We start from the raw sequence: 24,290 nt of genomic DNA on the forward strand, positions 1-24,290 counted from the left end.
GCACCCCCATTGCCGGCAGGGTGTGGCACGAACCGGATCAGCTCGCTGAGGGGCGGCTGGCCGCCCTTCTATACTTTAGGGTGGGTTACATTTGCAGCATATGCTCGGCTTCGCTTTCGCTTACCCCCAGCATGAGTAAAATCTGGCGCTGTGTCGCCATCAATACCTGCTTGCGCTCCGCCTCCCCTGGCAGGCTTTTGGCAATCGCCACCGCGCCCACCAGTGATGCCAGTATCACCCGCGCCTTGTCCGCGACCATTTTTCGATCAGTGGCAATGGGCAGTTTTTTCAACTTCCCCAGGGCTAACAAGCGTGTTTCCAGCATCTTTTTCATACTCAAATAGGACGCTTCAAACATGGTGCGGATTTCTGCTTTTTCACTGCCGATTTCATTGAACAGCACTGATTCCGGGCCTGGTTTATGCTTAGCCTCCAGCTCTTGAAGATTGCAGTAGTTATCTACCAATTCCGTGAGGTGCTGCAACGAAAGAGGGCCTTTTACCAGCCTCGCCGCCCGGCTGTTATCCAGTGTCAGGCGTACCGACTCGTTGTAAAGGGCTTCTTTTGACGCGAAATGAGCATAAAAGGCACCATGCGTCATCTTCGCCAGTTTCATGATCTGGCCAATCGATACCTTATGAAACCCATTGCGACTGAACAGCTCAGTGGCAGAGGCCAAAATACGCTCTTTGGTTTTTGATTTATGGCTTTCGGGGTAAGGCATAGTTACCTCATCATGCATCCGCTAAATATTATCTTGATCATATAATGCCCGGTGCTAGGGTGGCAGCGTCAAACACTCAGGAATCACTATGCAGTCACCTATTGTTATTACCGGCATGGGAATGGTCAGCCCTCTAGGCAATAGCGTCAATACAAGTTGGCAGCGCCTGGTGAAAGGCCAATCTGGCATCAGCATGATTGACCGATTCGATACAAGTGACATCCCCATCAAAATTGCCGGGGTCGTTCCCAGTCGTGACCACGACCCTGATGGTGGCATTGACCTGGATGATATTGCCGATCCCAAAGAGCGGCGCAAGATGGACCTGTTTAGCCTGTATGCCCTGGCCGCTGCGCAAGAAGCCCTGGCACAGGCCAACTGGCATCCGGTAGAGCAGGCGCAAAAACGCAGAACAGCCACCATTATTGGTTCGGGTATTGGCGGTTTCCCCACTATCACTCAGGCGCAAAAAAACCTGACGGAGCGGGGCTATCGTAAGATTTCGCCCTTTACCGTACCGGCCTTTTTAGCCAACCTGGCCGCAGGCAACCTGTCGATTCGCTACGGCTTCCAGGGCCCGCTGGGCTGCCCGGTTACCGCGTGCGCGGCTGGTTTGCAGGCGATTGGCGATGGCATGCGCATTATCCGCAGCGGTGAAGCGGATGTGGCCCTCGTAGGCGGCGCCGAAGCGTGTATTGACCCTCTCTCGCTAGCCAGCTTTAACGCCTTAAAAGCGCTTTCCACGGAAGCAGCCACCCCTGAACGCGCCTCGCGCCCCTTCGACCAGGCGCGTAACGGCTTTGTGATGGGAGAAGGCTCAGGGCTGATGGTTATCGAAACCCTCGACCATGCCCTTGCCCGTGGCGCCACCCCACTGGCGGTGATTAATGGCTATGGCACCAGCGCGGATGCCCACCATATTACCGCGGGCCCGGAAGATGGCGCCGGAGCCGCAGCGGCCATCCACTCAGCCCTGGGCATGGCAGGTCTTGGAATTGATGCCATTGACCATATCAATGCCCACGCCACCTCTACCCCAGTGGGGGATCGGGCCGAAATTGCCTCGCTGCGTAATGTCTTCGGCGAGTTGCTGCCCTCCATTCCCATTTCGGCCACCAAAGCATCCACCGGACACCTGTTGGGGGCTGCGGGAGGCATAGAGAGTATCTTTTCAGTGCTGTCAGCGGTGAACCATCAGCTTCCACCCACCATCAACCTGGAACAGTGTGATGGCGATATGCACGACTTAACCTTCGTCACCGCCACTGCCCAACCACACGCCACCAGGCATGTGCTGTGTAATGGCTTTGGATTTGGGGGCGTTAACGCGGCGCTGATTGTCAGCAATCTGGAGCGCTGAGTAGCGGGCAACAACCACCGATCAGCCTGTTAGGCTGATCGGCTTGCCAGTAAAAAAGGCAGCGCCTCTTCCAGCAGGGTTTCGGGAATCTCTTCAGCAATATAGTGCCCACAGGGCAGCGGTTTGCCTTCCACCTGGGTGGCGACGCTGCGCCATTCGCTCAGGGCATCGAAGCAGGCTTCTATCGCGCCTTCGGCCCCCCACATCACTTTTAGTGGACAGGTGAGTTTAATACCAGCGTCTATATCCGCCTGATCATGGCGTAAATCAATGCTGGCACTGGCGCGGTAATCGCCGCACATGCCTGCGGCGGTTCCCGGCAGTGCCAGGCAGCGCTCGTACTCGGCCAGCGCCTCTGGCGAGAAAGGCGCCATACCGGCACTGCGGGCACCCATAACGCTTTTCAGGTATTGGGCGGGGTCGCTCTGAATCAGCATTTCCGGAAGCGGCTGGGGACGAATAAGAAAGAACCAGTGCCAGTACGTGCGGGCAAACGCTTCCGTGGTGCCACGGTACATGGCAAGCGTCGGGGCAATATCCAGTAATACCATGCGGGTCACACGCCCTGCGTGATCAACCCCCAACCGGTGCGCTACCCTTGCCCCGCGGTCGTGGGCCAGCACACTGAACTGTTCAAAGCCCAGCCCACTCATCAGCCCTGCCATATCGTTTGCCATGGTGCGCTTGGCGTAGTTAAGGTGTTCCGGGTCATCGTCGGGCTTGGAACTGTCGCCATAGCCTCGCAGGTCTGCGGCAATCACGGTAAAGTGCTGGGCGAGAACAGGCACCACTTTATGCCAAATCACATGGGTTTGCGGGTGGCCATGTAACAGCAGCAGCCCTGGGCCACTGCCTCCCATTCGAAAAGCGATCTCGATGCCATTGACCTGGCGCTTACGTTTTTCAAACCCTGCAAACATGTGTTATCTCTGGCTGGTGGCAAAGGATATCAGTGGCTGGAGGGGGTAGCCCCAAACACATGGCCGAATAAAATCGCTTCGAAGTGCTCCATCGGGGCGACAGATTTAAGTGTTTTGGCGCGCAAAATCGCACCTTCCCAACCGGAAAGCACAAAGCTGGCGAGGGCTTCAGGAGCGACCGTCGTACTGATGCTGCCTTGCACCTGGGCATCTTTCAGGCAGTTCACCAAACGCTGCTCCCAACGCTGAAAAACCAGATTGAGTGCATCCCGAAAGGTGTCGCTCTGGCCCGCCAGCTCCTGGCCAAGGTTACCAATTAAACAGCCGGTGGTATGGTCACAGTCAAGCATATGCTCACGGCCCGTGGCAAAATAGCGCCGCAGCCGCTCAAGAGGGGGAAGCGTGGCATCCTCCAGCAGTGTCGCAAGGCCTTCGTCATATTCGCTGGCAAAGCGCTCAATCACGGCCAGGCCAAACGCCTCCTTGCTGGAAAAGTAGTGGTAAAAGGAGCCTTTCGGCACACCGCAGGTTTTTAGAACGGCATTGATCCCCGTGGCGTTATAGCCATGCTGGGCAATTAGCTCTGCGCCTGTATCAATTAATTTATCGCGAGTGGCGGTGTTTTTCATAACGTCACGAAGACCAGTAATCTATTGCTGTTCAAAACAGGTACTTTTCAAAACAGATGTTCCGGCAACCATCAGGTAATCACCGTTTTCAGCGTGTTGCACGCTATTTGCACATTGCTTACCTAATCGCTGCTTGGGAATCGTTGATGCTAGCATCATACGCCTATTTTCCTGGAATTTTCGCCCCTAACCAATTTTCGCCCCTAGCCAACGGATGACGCGTGGTAATGACCTTTTCTCGCAGTTACGCTATCAATCAACATGGCCTTATCCGTTTCGGCGCCCTGGCGGCGTTGCTGGTGTTTGCCGGGGGACTGGCCGTGGCCTGGTGGATTATCAGCCAGCCCCCCCGCATCGAGCGTCGGCCTCCTCCTGAACCAGCTCCCCCTGTGGTGGATGTCATTACCGTGGATGAACGGCTCCAGGCGCCTACATTAAGCGGCTTTGGCCGCGTCGAGGCAGAGCAATCCACCCTGCTGGCCAGCCGCGTTGCGGGGCAGTTGGAACGCTTTGGTGAAGGCGTCCTGCCAGGCCAAGTAGTGGAACAAGATGCACCACTGGTGTACATCGATCAAGCCGACTTACGGCTAGCCCTGGAAGATGCCGAGGCGCAACTGATTAATGCCCAGGCGTTGTTAGCGCTGGAGCAGGCCGAACAGCAGCGTGCCCGCAGTGAATATGAGTCCTTCGGCCGCCAGCTTTCCGCTGAACGCCGTGCCCTGGTACTGCGTGAACCACAGTTGCGTCAGGCCCAGGCGCAACTGACCCAGGCACGGGTTATACGCGACCAGGCAGCGCTGAACCTGGAGCGCACCACCCTGAAGGCTCCCTGGCGGGCGATGGTTCAGGACCGCCTGGTAGGTGCTGGTAGCCTACTCAGCCAAGGTACCGAAGTGATTAGTCTGGTGGGAGTGGAGCAGTTTTGGGTACGTGCCTCCCTGCCGGGCGATACCCTGGCATGGCTGGAGCCAGGCGACCGGGTGACGCTGACCAGCCAGGGCTGGCCCGAGGGTGCCAGCCGGGAAGGCCGTCTGATTTCCGTGTTACCCAACCTGGAGGAGAACGGCCTGCAGGCGCAGTTGTTAATTGCCGTGGATGACCCCCTCGCTCTGGAGAGTGATGGCCCGGCGCTGCGCCTGAATGATGTGATGCGCATTACCTATCACACAACAGCGGCTGAAGAGCTGATCGCGCTTCCCTCTGCGGCGCTGCGCCCAGGTGAACAGGTGTGGTGGGTGGATGAAGATAACCGCCTGCGCAACACCACTGTTACGCTTGCCTACCGTGGGCAGGAAGAAGCGCTGGTGCGCAGCGGCCTGGAATCCGGCCAGCGTGTAGTAACGGCGGGCTTGGCCCAGCCACGGGTAGGCCAGCAGGTCAGGCTGCGCCAACGCGGAGATACACCGGCCAGCGCTGGAGATACCTTATGAGCCGCCGTGGCCCTATTGCCTGGATGGTGGACCATGGCGTTGCACCAAACCTGCTGATGGTACTGTTTATCGCAGGTGGGTTGATGGCATCCCTGGCAATCAAAAAAGAGGTATTTCCTGAGTTTGAGACAGAAATTGTTCAAGTCACCATCAGCTACCCTGGCGCCACCCCTGAAGATGTCGAGCAGAGCCTGTTGCTTCCCGTGGAAGCTGCCATTGCCGATGTAGAGGGGGTTGATGAATTAACCGCCAGCGCCAGCGAAGGCAGTGGTGTGCTGAGCGCCACCCTGATTGATGGCGTCGATGTGATGCGCGCCTACCAGGATATCCAGCAGGCGGTGAACGCGATTACCACCCTGCCCAACGCCGCTGACCCACCACGGATTACCCTGGCGGGCCGCTCCCGTGGTGTTGTCAGCCTGCAGGTATATGGCTCAGTGGGGCTGTCCGCACTACACGATGCGGCTGAAGACGTACGCGCTGAGTTGCAGGCGTCCAGCGGCATTTCCCGGGCTGAGCTTTCCGGTAATCGTGACCGGGAAATCCAGGTGCACCTGGACGATGAAGCCATTGAGCGCTATGGACTGGATCATCAGCAGCTTGCCAGTCGCATAGCCGAAGAGGCACTGGATCTGGCCAGTGGTCAGCTCACCACGACGGAAGGCGAGTGGCTGATTCGCTACCAGGGGCGGCGCAACAGCGCTGCCGAGTTCTCTGAACTACCCATTCTCGCCACCGCCCACGGCTCGCCTATTTTGCTGGGCGATATTGCCTGGGTAAGTGAGGGGTTCGCCGAAACCGACCGTGAGGAGTTTTATAACGGCCAGCCAGCCCTTTCGGTCGAGGTACACCAGATTGGTAACCAGACCCCTACCAGCATTTCCGATGCGGTGTATGCCGAGCTTGAAAGCCTGCGCGCCAACCTGCCAGAGGGCGTAAGCCTTGATGTCGCGCGGGACAGCTCGGAAATTTATGAAGACCGCCTGAACCTGCTACTGAAAAATGCCTGGATGGGGCTTGCCCTGGTGATGATCCTGATGGCGCTCTTTCTGGAGGCACGCCTGGCGTTTTGGGTCACCCTGGGCATCCCCACCGCCTTTTTAGGCGCCATGCTGTTCCTGCCATGGATAGGCGTATCGCTGAATATGATGTCGATGTTCGCCTTTATTATCGCCCTCGGTATTGTGGTGGATGACGCCATCATGGTGGGTGAAAACATCTACAGCTACCGGGAGGAAGGATATTCACTGCGGGATGCGGCAATAAAGGGGGCACGGGAAATTGCCACCCCGCTCTCTTTTGCCATCCTTTCCAATATTGTGGCCTTTCTACCGTTGCTGTTTTTACCCGGCTTTTTAGGGCTGATTTTCGCCACCGTACCCGTGGTGGTGATTACCGTCTTCCTGATTTCTTGGCTGGAGGCCCTGTTCATCCTGCCTGCTCACCTTGCCCACAGCCGCAAACCCCGCCAAACGCCAACCTGGCAGCGCCCCCTTGAAGCGCTTCGTCAGCGCATGCAGGGAGGTTTGCACCATTTTACCTACCGGCAGTTTGAGCCGTTTCTACAGCGTGCCCTTAACCAGCGCCTGCTTACTGTGGCACTGGGGGTGGCACTGCTTTCCGTGGCACTGGCCTGGGCCATGAGCGGGCGGCTGGGGTTTTCACTGATGCCACGGGCCGAGTCTGATCAGGTTCAGGCCAGCGTCACCCTGCCCATTGGCAGCAATATCAGCGTTAGCCGTGAACTTAGCCAACAGTTGTTGGATGCCGCTGCCCGGCTTAGCGAGCGGGAAGAGACGCTGAATTTTAGCAGTTCACGCAGCCGGCTGGATGGGGAAAGCCTTTCAGTACGCCTGGATATCGCCAAAGAGAGTTTGGATACGTGGCCCCCTTCGCGTATTGCCCGGGAATGGCGGGAGTTGACCGGTGACCTGTTAGGCGCCCAATCGGTACGCTTTGAGTCGGACGTGGGTGGCCCTGGCAGTGGCGCGGCCCTGAGCCTGCGCCTTTCCCACCCGAACACTCAAGTACTGGAAGCAGCCGCCACACGTCTGGCAGAGCTGCTAAGCGAGTACGGTTTAACTGATATCGACAGCGGCCTGGGGGACGGCAAACCGCAGCTTGAGATGCGTCTCTCCGCCGAAGGACGTGCCCTAGGCTTAACCGGCAGTGACCTTGCCCAGGCCCTGCGTGGCCCGCTGCAGGGCGCCACCGCTGTTGAGCAGTTTATTGGCCGCCGGGAGGTCAGCGTTGAAGTACGCCTGCCCGAACAGGACCGGGACAGCCTTACAGAGCTGTACCGCTTGCCCGTGCGCACACCGGATGGGCTGAGCGTGCCGCTCTCCCGGGTAGCGGATATTACGCTAAGCCAGGCCTCCAGTAGCCTGCAACGTATTGATGGACGGAGGATTATTACCGTCACCGCTGACTCGGAGGGTGACCAGGTCATTAACCAGGTGCTTGCCACCCTACAGGAAGACGTGTTCCCGACGCTTAGCAATACCTGGCCTGGACTGGAAATCAGTTTAGGTGGCCGCCAGCAGGATACCGCCGACAATCTGGCCACGCTGCGCACGGCCATGTGGTTGATGCTGGCTGCCTTATACGCACTGCTGGCTATTCCGTTTCGGAGCTACCTGCAACCACTGCTGGTACTCACCGCGATTCCTTTTGGTATTGTGGGTGCTGTTGCCGGGCATATGATTATGGGCTTTGGGCTTTCTATTGTCAGCCTGCTTGGCATGTTGGCCCTTTCTGGTGTGGTGATTAATGACGCCCTGGTGCTGATCGACTACGCCAACCGCAAACGCCGGGAAGGCATGGCCCCCCGCGAAGCGATTGTAGCCGCCGCCACACGCCGCCTGCGGCCTATAATGATGACCACCTTAACAACCTTCTTAGGCCTTGCGCCCATGATTCTGGAAACCTCACGCCAGGCACGCTTTATGATTCCGATGGCCATATCGCTGGGGTTTGGAATGATTTTCGCCACCGCGATCCTGCTGATTCTGGTGCCCTGCCTCTACCTGAGCCTTGAAAATGTACGCGAACGGCTGAGCAGGCCGCGTCAACCCAGCCCGGAAGGAGCCAGCTAATGCCACTGCCTGCCTCGCTACGCCAGTGGCGTCTATCGCGGCTGGGATTAAAGCTGTTCGTCGTTATTTTAAGTGTCAACGTAGCGATTGCCGCGAGTATGTTCCTGGCGGTCTCTTATAGCATTGATCGCGGTTTTCTCGATTACCTGAACCAATCCCAGGAGCGGCGGGCCACGCTGCTGGCGGATGGTCTGATTACCCGCTGGGAAACCCAGGGCAGTTGGGAATGGCTGGAACAAGCCCCTGAGCGCTGGCCATTTATTGTGCGCTTCGAGCTTGGCCAGGAGCATCGCGAACGCCCCTCCCCATTAGGCGAAGCACGGGATTTTGCGCTGCGCAACACAGATGGCAGCTATATAGTCCCCCCCGAAGGTGGCCGTATGGGCCCTGGCGATTGGCACTGGCTGACGCTGTATAGCGAGATGAACCCAGACAACGAAAGCCAACCGATTGGCGCCCTCGGCTTTCGTCCCCCCCAGCATATGATGGAACGCATGGAAAGCCGCTTTCTCGAGCGCCAGCAACGCAACCTGGGAATAATTGTGGTCTCGCTGGTGCTGGCATCGCTACTGCTGGCTGGCGGTCTTTCCTGGTGGCTCGGCAGGCGAACCCGAGCGTTGGCAGGTGCCACGTTACGCCTTACCGAAGGCGATTATCACACCCGCCTGACTGAACGGGGCCACGACGAGCTTTCCAGCCTGGCGAGGGATTTCAACGTGCTGGCCGCCACCCTGGAGGCCAGCAGAGATGCCAGGGCACGCTGGGTTTCCGATACAGCCCATGAGCTGCGTACACCGCTGGCGGTACTGCGCGGCGAAATTGAAGCCATGCAGGATGGTATCCGCCCCTTGAACCAGGAAAACCTGGCCTCCCTTGCCCAGGAGGTGGCCCAACTGGAGCGCTTGGTGGCAGACCTTCGCCTGCTTTCCCAAAGCGATGCCGGGGCGCTGGATATTCAACTGGCGCCCATGAACCTTAGCGAGTGCCTCAGCAATCGGCTGAATGATGCTGACCGCTGGCTGGAAGAGAGTAGTCTGACACTGATCACCCAGATAGCCCCCAATGCCATGATTCGCGGCGATGCACAACGCCTGCGCCAACTATGGAACAACCTACTTGATAACAGCTGCGCCTATACGCAACCGCCGGGGGAGCTGCAGGTCACGCTCAGTATTGAGCAGAGCCACGCTGTGGTGATATGGCAAGATAGTGCACCGGGCGTGCCTGCCAGCGAGCTTTCCCGACTGACCGAGCGCCTTTACCGCGTGGAAGGCTCACGTAACCGTGCCAGTGGCGGCAGTGGCCTGGGGCTCTCTATTGCCAGCGCCTTAGTGAGTGCCCATGGTGGTACCCTGGAAGCCAGCGCCTCTGCCCTTGGTGGACTCAAGTGGACGCTGCGCTTCCCTTTGCTTACCTCTGTTAACTATCTAGCGAGCTGACCATGTCCCAGAATGTTTCGTCTCATGATGCCTCGTTGTTGATTGTTGAAGATGAGCCCAAGATTGCCCGGCTAATGGCCGATTACCTTGCCAGCCATAACTTCGACACGACGATTATTGATAATGGCGACAAGGTCATACCGTGGCTAACTGAACACTCCCCAGCGCTGGTGCTGCTGGACGTGATGCTGCCGGGTAAAGATGGCCTGACCCTGTGCCGGGAAGTACGTCAGCAATGGCCTCACCTACCCATTATCATGGTGACCGCAAAAGTGGAGGAAGTGGACCGGCTGTTGGGGCTTGAACTGGGTGCCGATGACTATATTTGTAAGCCGTTCAGCCCACGGGAAGTGGTCGCCAGGGTTAAAGCGGTACTGCGCCGCAGCCACGCTGCTGCCGAAGCGGCAGAGTCCCCCGCCACTGCCCGGCAAGCCCCGGTTACCCTGGATGAAGGGGGCTGGCTGGCACTCGCCAACGGCCAGGACCTGGGCCTCACCGCGGTTGAATTCCAGTTATTGCGGGTAATGATGCAGTCACCAGGGAGAATTTTCAGCCGCGAACAGTTGATGGACCATATGTACCGCGACAACCGTATCGTTTCCGAGCGAACCGTCGACAGCCATATTAAAAAGCTGCGCAAGAAAATCACCGAAGCGCTCCCCGACCAGGAAATCATTCGCTCGGTATATGGGGTAGGATATAAGTACCAGCCAGAGGGGTAACAGCAGGGTTCACTATGAAGGCGCTGATAGTAGAAGATAATGACAATTTAGCGCGTTCGATTGCTTCCACCCTGGAAGAGGCGAGTTTTACCATCGCCGTGTCCAGCGATGGCGCAAAAGCACTGCATATGCTCCAGCAAAGCAGCTACGACCTGCTTGTTTTGGATCTTGGCCTGCCGGAACTTGATGGCATCAGCCTGCTGCGCAAACTGCGTCATCAGCAAAACACCATTCCCATACTGATCATCTCGGCCAGGGACAGCCTGGATCAACGCATACTGGGCCTTGAAGAAGGTGCCGATGACTACTTGTGCAAGCCTTTTTCCCTGGACGAGGTCGCTGCACGTGCACGCGCACTGGTGCGGCGCGCCAAGCATTTTGGTGGAGAGTCCCTGCATTGCGGACGCCTGGAGTTTTTGCCGGATGCCATGGAGCTAAGAGTTGATGGCCATCCGGTTCCTCTGCATCGCCGCGAGTTGGAGGTCATGGAGTACCTGATGATCAACCAGAATCGCCTGGTGAGTAAGGATCAGATTATCGACCGGCTCTCCACTCTGGATGACCCGGTTAGCTACGCTGCAGTGGAAACCTATATTTCCCGGATCCGCAAAAAAATTGGTTATGACTTCGGATTAAAGACCGTTCGCGGCCTGGGCTACTATTTAGCCCCGAAAAACACACCAGACCCATAATATGCCTGCAATAAAGTCCATACGAAGCCGCCTACTGCTCTGGATTGGCTTGCCGTTTACCGCCCTGGCTTTTTTAGCGCTCCTTTCAAGCCACCTTCTTCTGGCTCGCCAGATAAATGAAGCCTTCGACGTTATGCTGCTCAACGCTGCACAGCGCTTGGAAAGGCGCATTTACACAGTGGACGGCGAGTTACGCATCAACATGCACTACTTCAGTATCAGTACACTGGGCAGCCGGGGCGAAGGTAAAATTTTTTACCGCATCCGCGAAGTGGATGGCGGCATGATTGCTGGCTTTCAGGGACTGGGCGACCCTCCCACTGAGTTGAACGAGCCGGTATTTTTCAATACCGATTATGCAGGAAATGAACTACGCGCTGTGGCCCTTATCTTTCCTTTTTATCGCGGACGCCGGGAAGTGGACATTGAAGTGATCGTTGCGGAATCCAAAGAGGCACGCCATACCCTCGCCAAAGACTTTATGGTGACGCTAACGGGATTGATGATCGTGACCGGGCTACTCGCCCTTACCATTGCACGGCTTGCCATCCATCGTGGTCTGGCCCCGCTGAATGCCATTAGCCAGGCATTGCGCCGCCGCTCACCTAACGACCTCCACCCCATCGAAGACAACGCCCCCAAAGAAATCCATCCACTGATTGCCAGCCTCAATCAGCTAATGCAGCGTATCCGTCGCAGTATTGAGAGTACCCAGCAACTGAATGCGGATGTCTCCCACCAGCTCAGAACACCTATTTCTGAAATACGCGCTCTGACAGAGTTATCGCTAAAATCAACCCACGAACCGAAAACCCGTGCCAACCTCGTAGAGATTCAGCGTATCTCAGAGCACGCCAGCCATACCGTTCAGCAATTGCTGAAGTATGCCAAAACCCGCAGCGAGCTGTTTGATGCAACACACCTGGAAGAGGTGGATCTCATGGCCATTTGCCAGGAAGCCTGCGCACAAACAGCAACGAGCATCTATCAGCAGGGCCAGGAACTCTCCTTTGAACACCCTCATATCCTCATGCCCAAAGTGCTCGGCGACCCCATTATGCTGCTCTGGCTGGTGGTGAACCTGATAGAGAACGCCAGCCTGCATGCAGGCGGTGCCCACGCTTACCAAGGCACCATCACCATTACCCTGACAGCAGAGCAACTCCAGGTCTTGCTAACGGTAAGCGATGAGGGGGTTGGTGTGGACGCAGCACAACTGGGCAAACTGACAGAACGCTTTTACCGCCATAACCGGCACGCCCCCGGTAGCGGGTTGGGCTTGGCCATTGTGGAGCAGATTGCCACCGCCCATGGCGCACAGCTGAAAATTTATAACCGGCCTACGGGCGGTTTCGCTGTGACAGTGGCCTTTCCTGCTATTCAGCCACTCCCTTAGCCATACGTACCATTAACGGTGTCATAAAAATCAGTAGCAGCAAGCGCAGAATATGGTGGGAAACCACATAGACAGGGTCGATATCCATCACCATCGCGATGACCGCCATTTCCCCTACACCACCGGGAATCAACGCCAGTAATACCGCCACAAAGGTAAGCGGCGTCAGGCTTGCCACCAACCATGCCATGAGTGCCGCAACAACTAGTGCAAACAGCGCATACAACATCCCATAACGTCCCACGCTGAACACCTGGGACCAATGCGTGCCAGAAAAGCGTGCTCCCACCGAAGACCCCAGCACCAAAAAGGCGGCAAACACGACCCAGGTAGGTAGCGAATAATTAAGCCCCATATTGGCAATCATGGCACCAGCGGCCATGGGTCCTAAAAATTCAGGTAAAGGGATGCGCAGCCTGATACCAAGCCACCAGCAGAGGGGGGCCAATAACACTGGCAGGCCATCCATAATGGATAACGATGCTGGAGCACTTTGCAGCGTCACATCATCCACAAACAGGCTGGCCAATAGCGCAGCCCCAGAGACAACGGTCACCAGCCGCAGCGAATGCGAAATCGCAATCCAGCGCAAGTCACCATTGGCGCGCTCAGCAAGCACCAGGGCCGAGTTCATACTCCCCGGATACGCGCAGAACATGGCATCCATGCGCCCGACCTTGGCGCGGGTAAATATCCAATACCCCCCAGCAAGCATCAGCCCCATATACACCAGCATCGCCAGCACACTGGGGTACCACTGCACTAAACTCACCAGCTCATCAGCCTGGATACGGCTCCCGATAAACAGCCCCAACAGCGCAATGGCAACCCGGTGCAACCGCTTATCCACGCCGGTACGCACACCCACCAGCGATGTGCCCATGACCATAAACAGCGCACCCAGCATCCACGCCAGCGGTAATGAAAAAAGGGTGGCGATAACGCCACCCAAACATCCCAGGCCAATTGTCTTTAGCGTCGTTTTTACCATCCTGTTATGCCTGTGCAGCAACGCGCCGTGCCCTGAAGCGCTTCATTAAGGGCTGACTGAATAGCGAAATCAGCAAGAGTGCAAAAATACCCAGCGTCACAGGGCGTTCCAGGACATAGCTGATATCACCACCACTGATCTGGTACGAGTGCAGTAGCGATTTTTCCGCCAGCGAGCCCAACAGCATCCCAATCACCGCAGCAGGCACAGAGTAACCGTAATGGCGAAGAATCCAACCAATCACGGCAAACACCAGGACGGTTGCCGGGCCAGTCATATTTCCGGTTAAGCCAAACGACCCCATCACTGCCAGTACCAGCACGGAGGGAATCAGGTAACGCATGGGCACCTTAACAATATTGGCCAGTAACGGAATGAACATTAACCCGATAATGACCAATAAAAAGACCTGGGCAAAGTTAGCAAAAATGATCGCGTAAACCACATCAGTCTGCTGGCGAATAAACTGAGGGCCGCCAGTAATATTGTGCATGGCAAACGCGGCTAACATCACAGCCGTGGCACCGCCACCGGGGATACCAAGTGCCAGCAGCGTTGCCATGGAACCACCTTCAGAGCTGCTGTTGGCCGCCTCGGAAGCCACCACGCCTTTGGGATTCCCTTTGCCAAATGAGTCAGGGTCGCTGTCGCGGCGTTTGGTTTCAATATACGACAGCAAGTTAGACACCGAGGACCCGACTCCAGGCACCGCCCCGACCAGCACGCCAATCAGGCCACCCCGAACCATTACAATCGGGTGGCGTATTGCCATCTTACAACCATTGAAGATTTCACTCGCCTTTACCTTGCGTTGGTCTGCTGATTCAACGATAAAACCTTTGTTCGCCAGTTTGAACAACTCAGAGGCAGCAAACATGCCCATCATGGCAGGAATAACCGGAACCCCATCCAGCAGATAGGTTTGCCCCATCGTACCCCGTGCCAAACCGATTTCGCTAAACCCAATCGTCCCCACCAGCAAGCCAACAAAGCCGGCCACCAGCCCTTTTAATACCTGCTCCCCCTTTAAACTGGCAATTAACGTCATGCCCCAGAGAATCACCACAAACATCTCTGCGGGGCCTAACCTGAGTACCATGTAGGAGAGCGGCTGAATCATGAAAAACAGGATGATATAGCCCATCAGAGCACCAATCACGGAAGACGCCAGCGCCACGCCCAATGCCTGATTATGCTGCCCCTTACGGGCCATGGGGTAACCATCAAAGGCAGTGGCAATAGCCGACGACGTACCGGGAATGTTCATCAAGATAGCAGGTATCCCTGCCCCGAATGAACCGCCGGTGAAGATCGCGGTTAAAAACAGCATGGCCTGGATAAAGTCCATATACATGGTCATGGGCAGAAAGATCGCCATGGCCATGGAAATCTGCAGTCCCGGTGTCGCCCCAAAAATCAGGCCAAGTATGATGCCCGGCACCACCACGAGCCATGGGCCAAAGCTTGAGAACAGCAGATCCATACTTTGTGCTACGGCACCAAAATCAATCATGTTGCCTCCTTAATTGGGTAGCAGTAGCAGCGTCATGGGATATGGCAGCATCTGTGAGAAAAAGAACACCACCCCCAGGCCAAACACAACGCTATAGCCCGCAATGGCAAACCATTTGCGCTCGCCTTTGAGAATCAAAAAGAGTGCTACAAACAGCACCGTGGCAAGATCAAAACCGAGGGTTTCAAGGGAAAGCACATAGGCTGCAAACAAACCGACGACAGGCAAGGTACGATAAAGCGGCTCTTCCTCCAGGGAGGCTCTAAACAGCGTTCCACGCTTTAGCCGCAGCACCAGTTCAAGCGCAATAATGGTCAGAACGATAATGGACAAAGGCAGAATCAACAGTAAATTCTGGGGCTTAGCCGATACACTAATGGCATCCAACAAATACCAAAGCGTAAAGGAGGCCAGACCGATGAGAACCAGAAAGTCCCCATAGTCACGTTTTTGTGCAGGCATATTCAGCTCCCGGCTGGCCACATCCGTGAGGTGGCCAGCCATCATGGAAGGATCAGTTAAGCAGGTGGGCGTACTGTTCAAACACTTGATAATTTTCGCGCATGAGTTCATTAGAGCGCTCAGGCCCTACCCATACGCCCCCCATCTCATTACGCTCCAGATGCTCCTGTACTTCCTTCCTGGCCAGGGCATTCTGAATGGCGGATGCCAACACTTCAAAGCGTTCAGGATACTGGCGCTCAACTTCACTGGTGACGGCAAAACCACGCATCGAACCTTGCAGCACCGGCACTTCCACCTCCATTGGTTCAAGCGCTTCATTGATGGTGGGTGCATCCCACTGTTCAATGCGCTCATCACTCACAATGGCAAGAGGGGTTAGGAATTCACGTATCCCTTCGCTGCCTTGTGCGCTGATCGATACAAAGTCGACCTGCCCCCCAGCCACCGCTGAGCGGGCTTCTCCGCCGCTGTTATAGGTCACCAGGTTAAGGTTTTCCTGGGGAATGCCTGCCTCTTCCAGCAGCAGGCGAACCATCAGGTGCCCGGCAGACCCTTGAACCACCGCGCCACGCACCTGACCACGCTCTTCACGGATCGCTTCCAGCAATGAAGGCAGATCTTCGTAACCACTATCTTTATTCGCTGCGATCAGGTCCAAATCAAACCACTGGAAATTAATGTACGAGAAGTCGTCAACGCTAAAGTCCGCCCCACCAGTCAGAATGGAATTCGTCAGATAAGGAGCAAAGGTAGAGGCGTAAACGGTGTAGCCATCATCGGGCACATTCAGCACATAGTTGGATGCCACCTGAGTGCCAGCACCAGGACGGTTGGTCACCTGAACAGGGACCCCCGCCTGTTCAGAAATGTAGCCCGACATAATACGTGCTAAGCGGTCGGCGCTGCCCCCCGTGCCGAAACCCACTACCATATTAAGAGGGCGTTCGGGAAAGCTGTCGGCAACAGCAGGCAGTACCATGGCAAGTGAGGCCACTGCGGTGGAGACCCCCATCAACAGGGCCTTCACGCTCATGGGGCACGGAGCAAAGGTTTTCTTGAACATAGCGAACTCTCTTCTTTAAAATTATTAGATATTGGCAACAGGCCAATGCCTGTGGAGAACAACGCTATCCCACCAAGCTTTCACCAGCCTTGCACGGTGAACAAAGCCAACTAAAGTCTAATTTTCACCCATGAGTGGCAATTCAAACCACAATACCTGCTTTGCTCGCGCCACCGCGCAGCACAACCAACCCTGATATGCACCATTGCTGCGAAGATCACGGTTATTGCACACTTTATGCAAACGGTTTGCACTCGGCTCTCTGATACTGACAAGGTAAATCAAACCACCTTCATCTTATTAAGAGGCACGCTATGAATATGTCACTACGTAAACTGTTTGCTCCTGCCCTGCTCGCCGTTACCCTGATCCCGCTGGCGTTTACTGCTCAAGCGAATCACCACGAAGGCCGCGGCCCTGATCGCGAACAAATGGCAGAACGCATGGAAGAGCGCCGCCACGAAGTGTATCAGCGCGCTGAACTCAGCGAAGAGCAGCAAAACGCGCTGAACGAAGTCCACGCTGAACACCGTGAAGCGATGCAGGCACTGCGTGAAGAGCATCATGCCCGGATCGCCGAGATCCTCTCCGAAGAAGAGCAGCAAGCGATGCATGAAGCAATGCGTGAGATACACGAAGAGCAACGCGGCGAACATGGTCACGGCAAACGTGGTCATCACGGAAAGCCTGAAGCGGAGGCCGCCGCTGAGTAAGTACTCGCTTAGCGCAACCCTTTACCCGGCTTTGAGTTGACCCAATAGTTGGGCGGTTCATTCAGCCGACGTTCAACGCCTGAATCCTGTACTGCACAGGGTTCAGGCTTTTTTGTTTCCATAGCCTTGTAACGCCTGCCACTCAACGGGGATGTAGATGGCTGCTGACTTGAAGTAAACCATCAAACCACGTATTTTATTTGAACGTTCATTCAAAAATAAATTCTTCCAATCATTGTCTCAACCACAGGAGTCCGCCTGCATGGCGAAAGACACCCCCTCTCTCCCCTCGCGCGACCGGCTTAACCCCGTGGTATTCCACGGCAGTGTGGCCGGTATTGTTATTTTTCTAGTACTAACCATGCTCTTCACTGAAGAAGCAGGAGCCTTTTTTGATGTGGGCCTTGCCTGGGTAAGCACAACGTTTGGCTGGTACTACATGCTGGCTATCGTAGCCTACCTGGTGTTTGTGGTGGTTATTGGCATGTCCCGTTTTGGCAGTATTCGCCTGGGTCCTGACCACTCGCGCCCTGAGTTTTCGCTGCTTTCCTGGTCAGCCATGCTGTTTGCTGCCGGCATTGGTATCGACCTGCTGTTCTTCAGTGTTGCCGAGCCGGTGGCCCACTATCTGGCCCCCCCGGATCTAACGCCGGAAAGCCAGGAGGCAATGCGTAATGCCGTCGTTCAAACCTATCTGCACTGGGGGCTCTCTGGTTGGGGGCTGTACGTGTTGATGGGTATGGCGTTGGCTTACTTCAGCTATCGTCACCGCCTGCCACTGGCCATTCGCAGCGCACTTTACCCGCTGTTGGGCAAACGGATTCATGGGCCTATTGGTAACACGGTCGATATTACCGCAGTTATTTCAACTGTCTTTGGTATTGCTACCAGCCTGGGTATCGGGGTCATGCAGCTAAACTATGGCCTGACCTATATGTTCAATGTGCCAGAGACCCTTACCGTGCAGATTATCCTGATCGCCATGGTCGTCATCCTGGCCACTATTTCCGTCGTCACAGGTGTAGAAAAAGGTATTCGCCGTTTATCTGAGTTCAATATGCTGCTGGCTCTGTGCCTGATGCTGTTTGTACTGTTCTCAGGCGATACCCTTACCCTGCTGGACAAGGTGGTGAACAACACGGGGGACTACCTCTCAGGCTTTGTAGCGGCAAGCTTCGATACCTACGCATTTGCCGATGAAGGCGCCCAGGAGTGGAAGATGTGGTGGACAATCTTCTTCTGGGGCTGGTGGATTGCCTGGACCCCCTTTGTGGGACTATTCCTGGCACGCATCTCCCGCGGGCGGACCATTCGTGAATTTGTGGCAGGCGCACTGTTTATTCCGCTGGCATTTATGATGATATGGATGTCCGTGTTTGGTAATAGCGGCATTGAGCTGGTGGCCAATCAAGGCGTTACCGTGTTGGGTGAACAAGCGCTGAATACGCCTCAAACCACCATGTATACACTGCTTGAGTATTACCCCTACGTCAGCATTACCGCTGCCGTTGTCACCGTGCTGGGCATTGTGTTCTTTATTACCTCAGCGGATTCCGGCGCACTGGTACTGGCTAACTTCACCTCGATTCTGAGCGACGTGAACCATGATGCGCCGGTGAAGCTGCGCATCTTCTGGTCCGCTGTTATTGGGTTAATCACTATCGCCCTGTTAATGGCCGGTGGCCTGAATGCGTTGCAGAGCGCCGTCGTCATCACCGCCCTGCCATTTTCGCTGGTTATTTTTGCGGTGATGGTCGGCATGTATAAAGCGCTCAAGCTAGAGGGCAGTAAGGCGGATGCCCGCCGTATGATCTCAGGCGGCGCACCGGGTGGCGACTGGCGCGAGCGACTGGACCGGGCGTTGGACACCTCCAACCGTGCAGGGGCTGCGGCAACCATTCAGCATGCGATTCGCCCCGCAATGACCCAGTTTGCTCAAGAGCTTGAGAGCCGCGGCCAAACCGCCAACGTGACCGAAGAGCACGTGGAAGGCGAGACGCTGCCCAATCTGATGCTCCAGGTCGATTTTGGCAACGCGACCAGCTTTGTCTATCAGGTGTGCCCACACCGTATGCGTACCCCAAGCTTTATACCTGTAGATGATGACTTCTATGTGCGCTTGGATGTATATCTGTCAGAAGGTGGTCAGGATAAGGATCTCAACGGCTACACCCGTGGTCAGGTGATTGGTGATCTGGTGGCCGAGTATGAGCGCCACCTGCACTTCCTTACCTTGGCAGGCCAGCAGATGGGGCATGTTCAGGCGATGCCTGGCACCATCGGCGAGCCTCCTGAAGACGCACAAATGTAGGCGTGTGCATCTCACTTAACCACGTGATCCCGGCCTTTCGGCCGGGATTTTCTGTGCGCTAACGACTCCGCTACTAACGCCCTGTTGTGGGAATCCTGGGGTAGGCGTAGCGTAATAACCTGTTTTCTCTATCGCTTAGGAGGTTTGCCCAATGTCCCGTATGCATCGACCTTCGGGATATGTCTTCCCGATGCCTGGCAGTGCATTATTTAGTGCGTGGCGGGAAGGTTACACACTAGCCACGCTCAAGCGGGATATTCTGGCGGGATTAACCATTGGGGTAGTCGCCGTTCCACTGTCGATGGCACTTGCGATCGCCACTGGCGTCCCCCCTCAACACGGGCTTTATACCGCTATTGTTGCAGGGGCCATTATCGCATTAACCGGTGGTTCGCGATTTAACATATCGGGCCCTACCGCCGCCTTTGTGGTGATTCTGTTCCCGATCGTTGCCAACTATGGGTTGGGTGGGCTGCTTATCGCAACGCTAATGGCAGGGGCTATTTTGGTTGCACTTGGGTTATCCCGGCTGGGCAGCCTGATTCAGTATGTGCCTTATCCTGTCATTCTCGGTTTTACGGCCGGGATCGGCGTGGTAATTGCACTGCTACAGGTCCCGGACTTTCTGGGGTTGGCTGGTTTGCAGTTGGGTGATAGCACGTTGCATAACGCCATGCTGATCGGGCAGGCGTTACCCCGACTCTCCTGGGCAGAGGTTAGCATCGGCCTTATTACGTTAGCCACCCTGCTAATCTGGCCACGCCTGAAAACACCGATACCCGCCCCTCTGGTCGGCCTGGCAGTGGGCACCGGTGCCGCCGCGCTACTGATGGCAGGAGGTATTGAGGTTGATACCATCGCCTCGCGGTTTAGCTGGACATTTCAAGGCACCAGCGGCGATGGCATTCCTCCTTTTGCGCCTGGCTTTGCCGCCCCATGGCGACTGCCTGGAGCGGATGGCACTCCACTGGAAGTTAACTTCGCGCTTATCCAGGCATTGCTGGGCCCTGCCCTGGCCATTGCGTTACTGGCCGCGATTGAGTCACTCTTGTGCGCCGTGGTAGCGGATGGCTTGACCCGCACCCGCCATGACCCAAACGTCGAGTTGATTGGCCAGGGGTTGGGCAACCTGGTAGTGCCCTTCTTTGGCGGTATTACGGCAACAGCGGCACTGGCGCGAACTGCTACCAATATTAAAAGCGGTGCCTTTTCCCCTATTGCGGCGGTCGTGCACTCCTTGGTGGTGTTATTGGCTGTGGTGGCATTGGCCAAGGTACTCGGTTTTGTACCTATGGCAGCGCTCGCGGCACTACTGATGATCATCGCCTGGAACATGAGCGAAGCGCGTCACTTTATGCACACGTTAAAGAGCGCCCCTGCCAGTGATGTGTGGGTACTGGTGATTTGCTTTGCGCTAACTGTGATTTTTGACATGGTGCTGGCTGTTGCCGTTGGCGTGGGGCTCGCTGCGGCACTGTTTATCCGCCGCATGGCACAGTTGACGACTACCCAGCGCCTGGCAACACCTGCCAGCAGCGAGCATTTTCCACCTGAAGTGGCGCTGTATAAAGTCAGTGGTCCACTGTTTTTCGGCGCTGCCGAGAAGGCGATTGCCACGCTGCGGATCATTGATCGCAACGTCCGTATTGTCATCCTTGATATGCGTGATGTGCCCAGCCTGGATGCAACTGCCATGCTGGCGCTGGATACACTGCGCAGAGAGTTGGGTGAGCAAGGCGTCGGCGTGATGTTTGTTGGGTTGGCACCCCGTATGGCGCTGAAAATAAAACGTGCAGGTATTAAGCGTGAAGCAGGGAAATTAGCGGTGGTTGGCAATCTGGCCCATGCCGAGCGCTTGGCGCACCGCTGGTTAAGCACCACCCACTCATCACCAGGTGGCAAGCAGTACGACGATCTTTAATGACGTCAACCAAGGGGGAGTAGCCTCCCCCTTGGTTGATGACAAACCTTCTTACCATCATTCTTAACATCATCTGAATCAACCCGTAACGGGGGTCTTTCGCCATGGATGGCGAAAGTAGCGCCCATGGAGGGCTCCACAGCGCCCCGCCAAGGGTTGTTGCGTCATCAGCAGAAAATACTTTGTCGTCCCAGGGGGGGAGTTTCCTCCCCCCGCTATGTTAGTCAGCCATATCCAAAACAATACGGCCTTCTATTTTTCCATCTATCATGCGCTGGAAAACATCATTGATGTTTTCCAGCGTGTCGGTTGCAACAGTGGCTTTGACCTTGCCTTCAGCAGCAAAATCCAGCGCCTCTTGCAGATCACTACGTGTACCCACAATAGAACCACGAATGGTAATGCCATTGAGTACCGTGCTAAAAATCGGCAGCGGGAAGTCGCCCGGAGGTAAACCGTTGAGCACCAGGGTGCCACCACGACGCAGCATGTTCTGCGCCTGGTCAAACGCTTTCGGCGATACTGCCGTGACTAACGCACCGTGGGCTCCTCCAATCTCCTTCTTCAAGTAGGCAGCCGGGTCTGTTTTCATCGCATTGACGGTCACTGTGGCACCCAACCGCTCGGCCAGGGCCAGCTTACTGTCATCCACATCCACCGCGGCAACATTTAGCCCCATTGCCTTTGCATACTGCACCGCCATATGGCCAAGGCCACCGATGCCCGAAATCACTACCCACTGGCCGGGGCGGGTATCGGTCATCTTGAGCCCTTTGTAAACGGTAACGCCTGCACACAGCACGGGAGCTATGTCTACAAATCCAACAGCATCCGGCAGACGCCCGACATAACCTGCGTCCGCAAGCGTATAGTCTGCAAACCCGCCGTTAACGCTGTAGCCCGTGTTTTGCTGGGACTCGCAAAGCGTCTCCCAACCACCCAAACAGTGTTCGCAGTAACCGCAGGCTGAGTAAAGCCAGGGCACACCAATACGGTCACCTTCTTTAACATGGGAGACCCCTTCACCCACCGCCACGATATGACCAACCCCCTCATGGCCCGGAATAAACGGCGGGGACGGTTTTACCGGCCAATCACCGTGTACCGCATGCAAGTCTGTATGGCAGACCCCAGAGGCAGCCACTTTCATCACCACCTCCCCTCGTTTTGGGCGAGGTGTCTTCACTTCCTCAATCACTAATGGCTGGCCAAACTCACGAACGACCGCCGCGCGCATTGTGCTATCCATGATGCAACTCCTTATAGTTTTCGATACAGCAGCTTAATGACTGCTCTTATCGGTAACGTCAGCGTAGGGGGGCTGATAGTACCGCCCGGCTTATGCCGGGCGTGGCTAGCAAAGCCGACTAAAAGAATCCCAGCGGGTTAATATCATAGCTCACCAGCAGGTTCTTGGTTTGCTGATAGTGCTCAAGTGCCATTTTATGGGTTTCGCGACCAACACCTGATTTTTTGTAGCCACCGAAAGCCGCATGGGCTGGATATTGATGGTAGCAGTTTGTCCATACACGACCAGCCTGAATGCCACGGCCCATGCGGAAGGCAACGTTGATATCCCGGCTCCATACGCCAGCCCCCAGGCCGAACTCAGTGTCGTTAGCAATCGCCAACGCTTCCTCTTCGTCTTTAAATGTGGTCACTGCCACCACCGGCCCGAAGATTTCCTCCTGGAAAACGCGCATCTTGTTGTTGCCCTTTAGCAACGTGGGCTGGACGTAATAACCACCGTTAAGGCTGTCGTCCAGGGTTTCTTTATTACCACCGGCCAGGAACTCTGCCCCTTCATCACGGGCAATATCCATGTACGACATGATTTTATCGAATTGCTCCTGGGAGGCTTGAGCTCCCACCTGCACATCGGTATCCAACGGATTGCCGCGTTTGATGGTCTTGATGCGTTCCATGACCTTCGCCATAAACTCGTCGTACATGCTCTCCTGAATCAGCGCACGGGAGGGGCAGGTACACACTTCCCCTTGGTTAAAGAAGGCAAGCACCAAACCTTCCACCGCTTTATCCACAAAGGTCGGCTCAGCGTTCATGATGTCGGCAAAATAGATATTTGGGGACTTACCGCCCAACTCCACCGTTGAGGGGATAATATTCTCCGCTGCGCATTTCATAATGTGCGACCCCACAGGGGTGGAGCCGGTAAACGCGATTTTGGCAATCCGCTTGCTGGTCGCTAACGCCTGGCCTGCTTCCGATCCGAAGCCGTTAACGATATTCAGTACTCCAGGTGGCAGCAGGTCGCCAATCACTTCAACCACTTTCAGAATGGAGACAGGCGTTTGTTCCGCAGGCTTCAGTACCACACAGTTACCGGCGGCAAGTGCGGGGCCGAGCTTCCAGGCAGCCATCAGAATAGGGAAGTTCCAGGGGATTATCTGTCCCACGACACCCAGCGGTTCGTGGAAGTGGTAGGCTACTGTGTTAGCGTCGATATCCGCCGCCGAGCCTTCCTGTGAGCGTAAGCAGCCTGCAAAGTAGCGGAAATGGTCTACAGCAAGTGGAATATCAGCGTTGAGAGTTTCGCGAACCGCTTTACCGTTGTCCCAGGTTTCAGCCACCGCGAGCATTTCCAGGTTCTGTTCCAGGCGATCAGCTATCTTGAGTAAAATATTACTACGTTCCTGAACAGAGGTTTTCCCCCAGGCCGGTGCTGCTTTATGGGCAGCATCAAGGGCTTTATCAATATCTTCAGCGGTGGAGCGGGGAATTTCACAAAACACGTTGCCGTTAACAGGGCTGATATTGTCGAAATATTGGCCTTTCACGGGAGGAATAAACTCTCCACCGATATAGTTGCCGTAACGATGTTCAAAGGACACGACAGAACCCGCGTCCCCAGGATTGGCGTAGATCATGGTATGGCTCCTGAGTAT

General features: G+C 55.8%; 20 protein-coding genes. 10 read left to right on the forward strand and 10 right to left on the reverse strand.

Annotation, left to right across the window (positions count from 1 at the left end):
• Nucleotides 1–85: 85 nt before the first annotated feature.
• On the reverse strand, nt 86–724 hold the full coding sequence (locus HP566_RS16030) for a TetR/AcrR family transcriptional regulator (protein ID WP_249978281.1): 639 nt from the start codon (nt 722–724) through the stop codon (nt 86–88).
• Between the two features lie 88 nt (nt 725–812).
• Here HP566_RS16030 and fabF point away from each other — a divergent pair, with 88 nt between their 5' ends.
• A complete protein-coding gene (gene fabF, locus HP566_RS16035; RefSeq protein WP_249978282.1) occupies nt 813–2,084 on the forward strand; it encodes a beta-ketoacyl-ACP synthase II in 1,272 nt (423 codons plus the stop codon).
• Nucleotides 2,085–2,113: 29 nt separating this feature from the next.
• Here fabF and HP566_RS16040 read toward each other — a convergent pair whose 3' ends face one another.
• Genes HP566_RS16040 through HP566_RS16050 form a run of 3 tightly spaced genes read right to left on the reverse strand, consistent with a single transcriptional unit; the run spans nt 2,114 to nt 3,792 of the window.
• Nucleotides 2,114–3,004 carry an alpha/beta fold hydrolase gene (locus HP566_RS16040; protein ID WP_249978283.1) on the reverse strand — a complete coding sequence of 297 codons (891 nt, stop codon included), beginning with the start codon at nt 3,002–3,004 and terminating at the stop codon, nt 2,114–2,116.
• Nucleotides 3,005–3,033: 29 nt separating this feature from the next.
• Entirely contained in the window at nt 3,034–3,633 is a 600-nt protein-coding gene (locus HP566_RS16045; protein ID WP_249978284.1) for a TetR/AcrR family transcriptional regulator, read from the reverse strand.
• A 21-nt stretch (nt 3,634–3,654) separates the two neighbouring features.
• A complete protein-coding gene (locus tag HP566_RS16050; RefSeq protein WP_249978285.1) occupies nt 3,655–3,792 on the reverse strand; it encodes a hypothetical protein in 138 nt (45 codons plus the stop codon).
• A gap of 68 nt (nt 3,793–3,860) precedes the next feature.
• On the opposite strand from HP566_RS16050, the gene HP566_RS16055 reads away from it, so the two are divergent.
• The 6 genes from HP566_RS16055 to HP566_RS16080 are packed head-to-tail and all read left to right on the forward strand — an operon-like array spanning nt 3,861 to nt 12,407.
• Nucleotides 3,861–5,063 (forward strand): efflux RND transporter periplasmic adaptor subunit, encoded by a 1,203-nt coding sequence (locus tag HP566_RS16055; protein ID WP_249978286.1) that lies wholly within the window; start codon nt 3,861–3,863, stop codon nt 5,061–5,063.
• On the forward strand, nt 5,060–8,158 hold the full coding sequence (locus HP566_RS16060; RefSeq protein WP_249978287.1) for an efflux RND transporter permease subunit: 3,099 nt from the start codon (nt 5,060–5,062) through the stop codon (nt 8,156–8,158). Before HP566_RS16055 ends, HP566_RS16060 begins: the two co-directional genes overlap by 4 nt.
• A complete protein-coding gene (locus HP566_RS16065) occupies nt 8,158–9,597 on the forward strand; it encodes an ATP-binding protein (protein ID WP_249978288.1) in 1,440 nt (479 codons plus the stop codon). Before HP566_RS16060 ends, HP566_RS16065 begins: the two co-directional genes overlap by 1 nt.
• 2 nt (nt 9,598–9,599) lie before the next feature.
• Nucleotides 9,600–10,319 (forward strand): response regulator, encoded by a 720-nt coding sequence (locus HP566_RS16070; protein WP_249978289.1) that lies wholly within the window; start codon nt 9,600–9,602, stop codon nt 10,317–10,319.
• 14 nt (nt 10,320–10,333) lie between these two features.
• A complete protein-coding gene (locus tag HP566_RS16075) occupies nt 10,334–11,011 on the forward strand; it encodes a response regulator transcription factor (RefSeq protein ID WP_249978290.1) in 678 nt (225 codons plus the stop codon).
• A 1-nt stretch (nt 11,012) separates the two neighbouring features.
• Entirely contained in the window at nt 11,013–12,407 is a 1,395-nt protein-coding gene (locus tag HP566_RS16080) for a sensor histidine kinase (RefSeq protein WP_249978291.1), read from the forward strand.
• Here the strand turns inward: HP566_RS16080 and HP566_RS16085 are convergent.
• Genes HP566_RS16085 through HP566_RS16100 form a run of 4 tightly spaced genes read right to left on the reverse strand, consistent with a single transcriptional unit; the run spans nt 12,388 to nt 16,409 of the window.
• Nucleotides 12,388–13,398: an AbrB family transcriptional regulator gene (locus HP566_RS16085; protein WP_249978292.1), complete on the reverse strand. Its 1,011-nt coding sequence runs from the start codon at nt 13,396–13,398 to the stop codon at nt 12,388–12,390. The two genes, HP566_RS16080 and HP566_RS16085, sit on opposite strands and share 20 nt — an antisense overlap.
• A gap of 4 nt (nt 13,399–13,402) precedes the next feature.
• Entirely contained in the window at nt 13,403–14,911 is a 1,509-nt protein-coding gene (locus HP566_RS16090) for a tripartite tricarboxylate transporter permease (RefSeq protein WP_249978293.1), read from the reverse strand.
• 9 nt (nt 14,912–14,920) lie between these two features.
• Nucleotides 14,921–15,373, reverse strand: a complete 453-nt coding sequence (locus HP566_RS16095) for a tripartite tricarboxylate transporter TctB family protein (RefSeq protein WP_249978294.1) — start codon at nt 15,371–15,373, stop codon at nt 14,921–14,923.
• 52 nt (nt 15,374–15,425) lie between these two features.
• Nucleotides 15,426–16,409: a Bug family tripartite tricarboxylate transporter substrate binding protein gene (locus HP566_RS16100; protein WP_425348208.1), complete on the reverse strand. Its 984-nt coding sequence runs from the start codon at nt 16,407–16,409 to the stop codon at nt 15,426–15,428.
• Nucleotides 16,410–16,753: 344 nt separating this feature from the next.
• Between HP566_RS16100 and HP566_RS16105 the strand changes: the two genes are divergently transcribed.
• From HP566_RS16105 to dauA, 3 genes are all read left to right on the forward strand, one after another.
• Complete coding sequence (locus HP566_RS16105) at nt 16,754–17,152, forward strand: hypothetical protein (RefSeq protein WP_340163083.1); 399 nt, start codon at nt 16,754–16,756, stop codon at nt 17,150–17,152.
• 262 nt (nt 17,153–17,414) lie between these two features.
• The gene (gene betT, locus HP566_RS16110) at nt 17,415–19,463 is read left to right on the forward strand and encodes a choline BCCT transporter BetT (RefSeq protein WP_249978296.1); all 2,049 of its coding nucleotides are present in this window, start codon (nt 17,415–17,417) and stop codon (nt 19,461–19,463) included.
• Between the two features lie 151 nt (nt 19,464–19,614).
• Nucleotides 19,615–21,384, forward strand: a complete 1,770-nt coding sequence (gene dauA / locus HP566_RS16115; protein WP_249978297.1) for a C4-dicarboxylic acid transporter DauA — start codon at nt 19,615–19,617, stop codon at nt 21,382–21,384.
• Nucleotides 21,385–21,604: 220 nt separating this feature from the next.
• Here dauA and adhP read toward each other — a convergent pair whose 3' ends face one another.
• Both adhP and exaC read right to left on the reverse strand, forming a co-directional pair.
• A complete protein-coding gene (gene adhP / locus HP566_RS16120; protein ID WP_249978298.1) occupies nt 21,605–22,633 on the reverse strand; it encodes an alcohol dehydrogenase AdhP in 1,029 nt (342 codons plus the stop codon).
• 118 nt (nt 22,634–22,751) lie between these two features.
• The gene (gene exaC, locus HP566_RS16125) at nt 22,752–24,272 is read right to left on the reverse strand and encodes an acetaldehyde dehydrogenase ExaC (RefSeq protein ID WP_249978299.1); all 1,521 of its coding nucleotides are present in this window, start codon (nt 24,270–24,272) and stop codon (nt 22,752–22,754) included.
• Nucleotides 24,273–24,290 lie beyond the last annotated feature (18 nt).

The sequence above is a fragment of the Vreelandella olivaria genome, from assembly GCF_023507745.1.
Classification (GTDB): Bacteria; Pseudomonadota; Gammaproteobacteria; order Pseudomonadales; family Halomonadaceae; genus Vreelandella; species Vreelandella olivaria_A.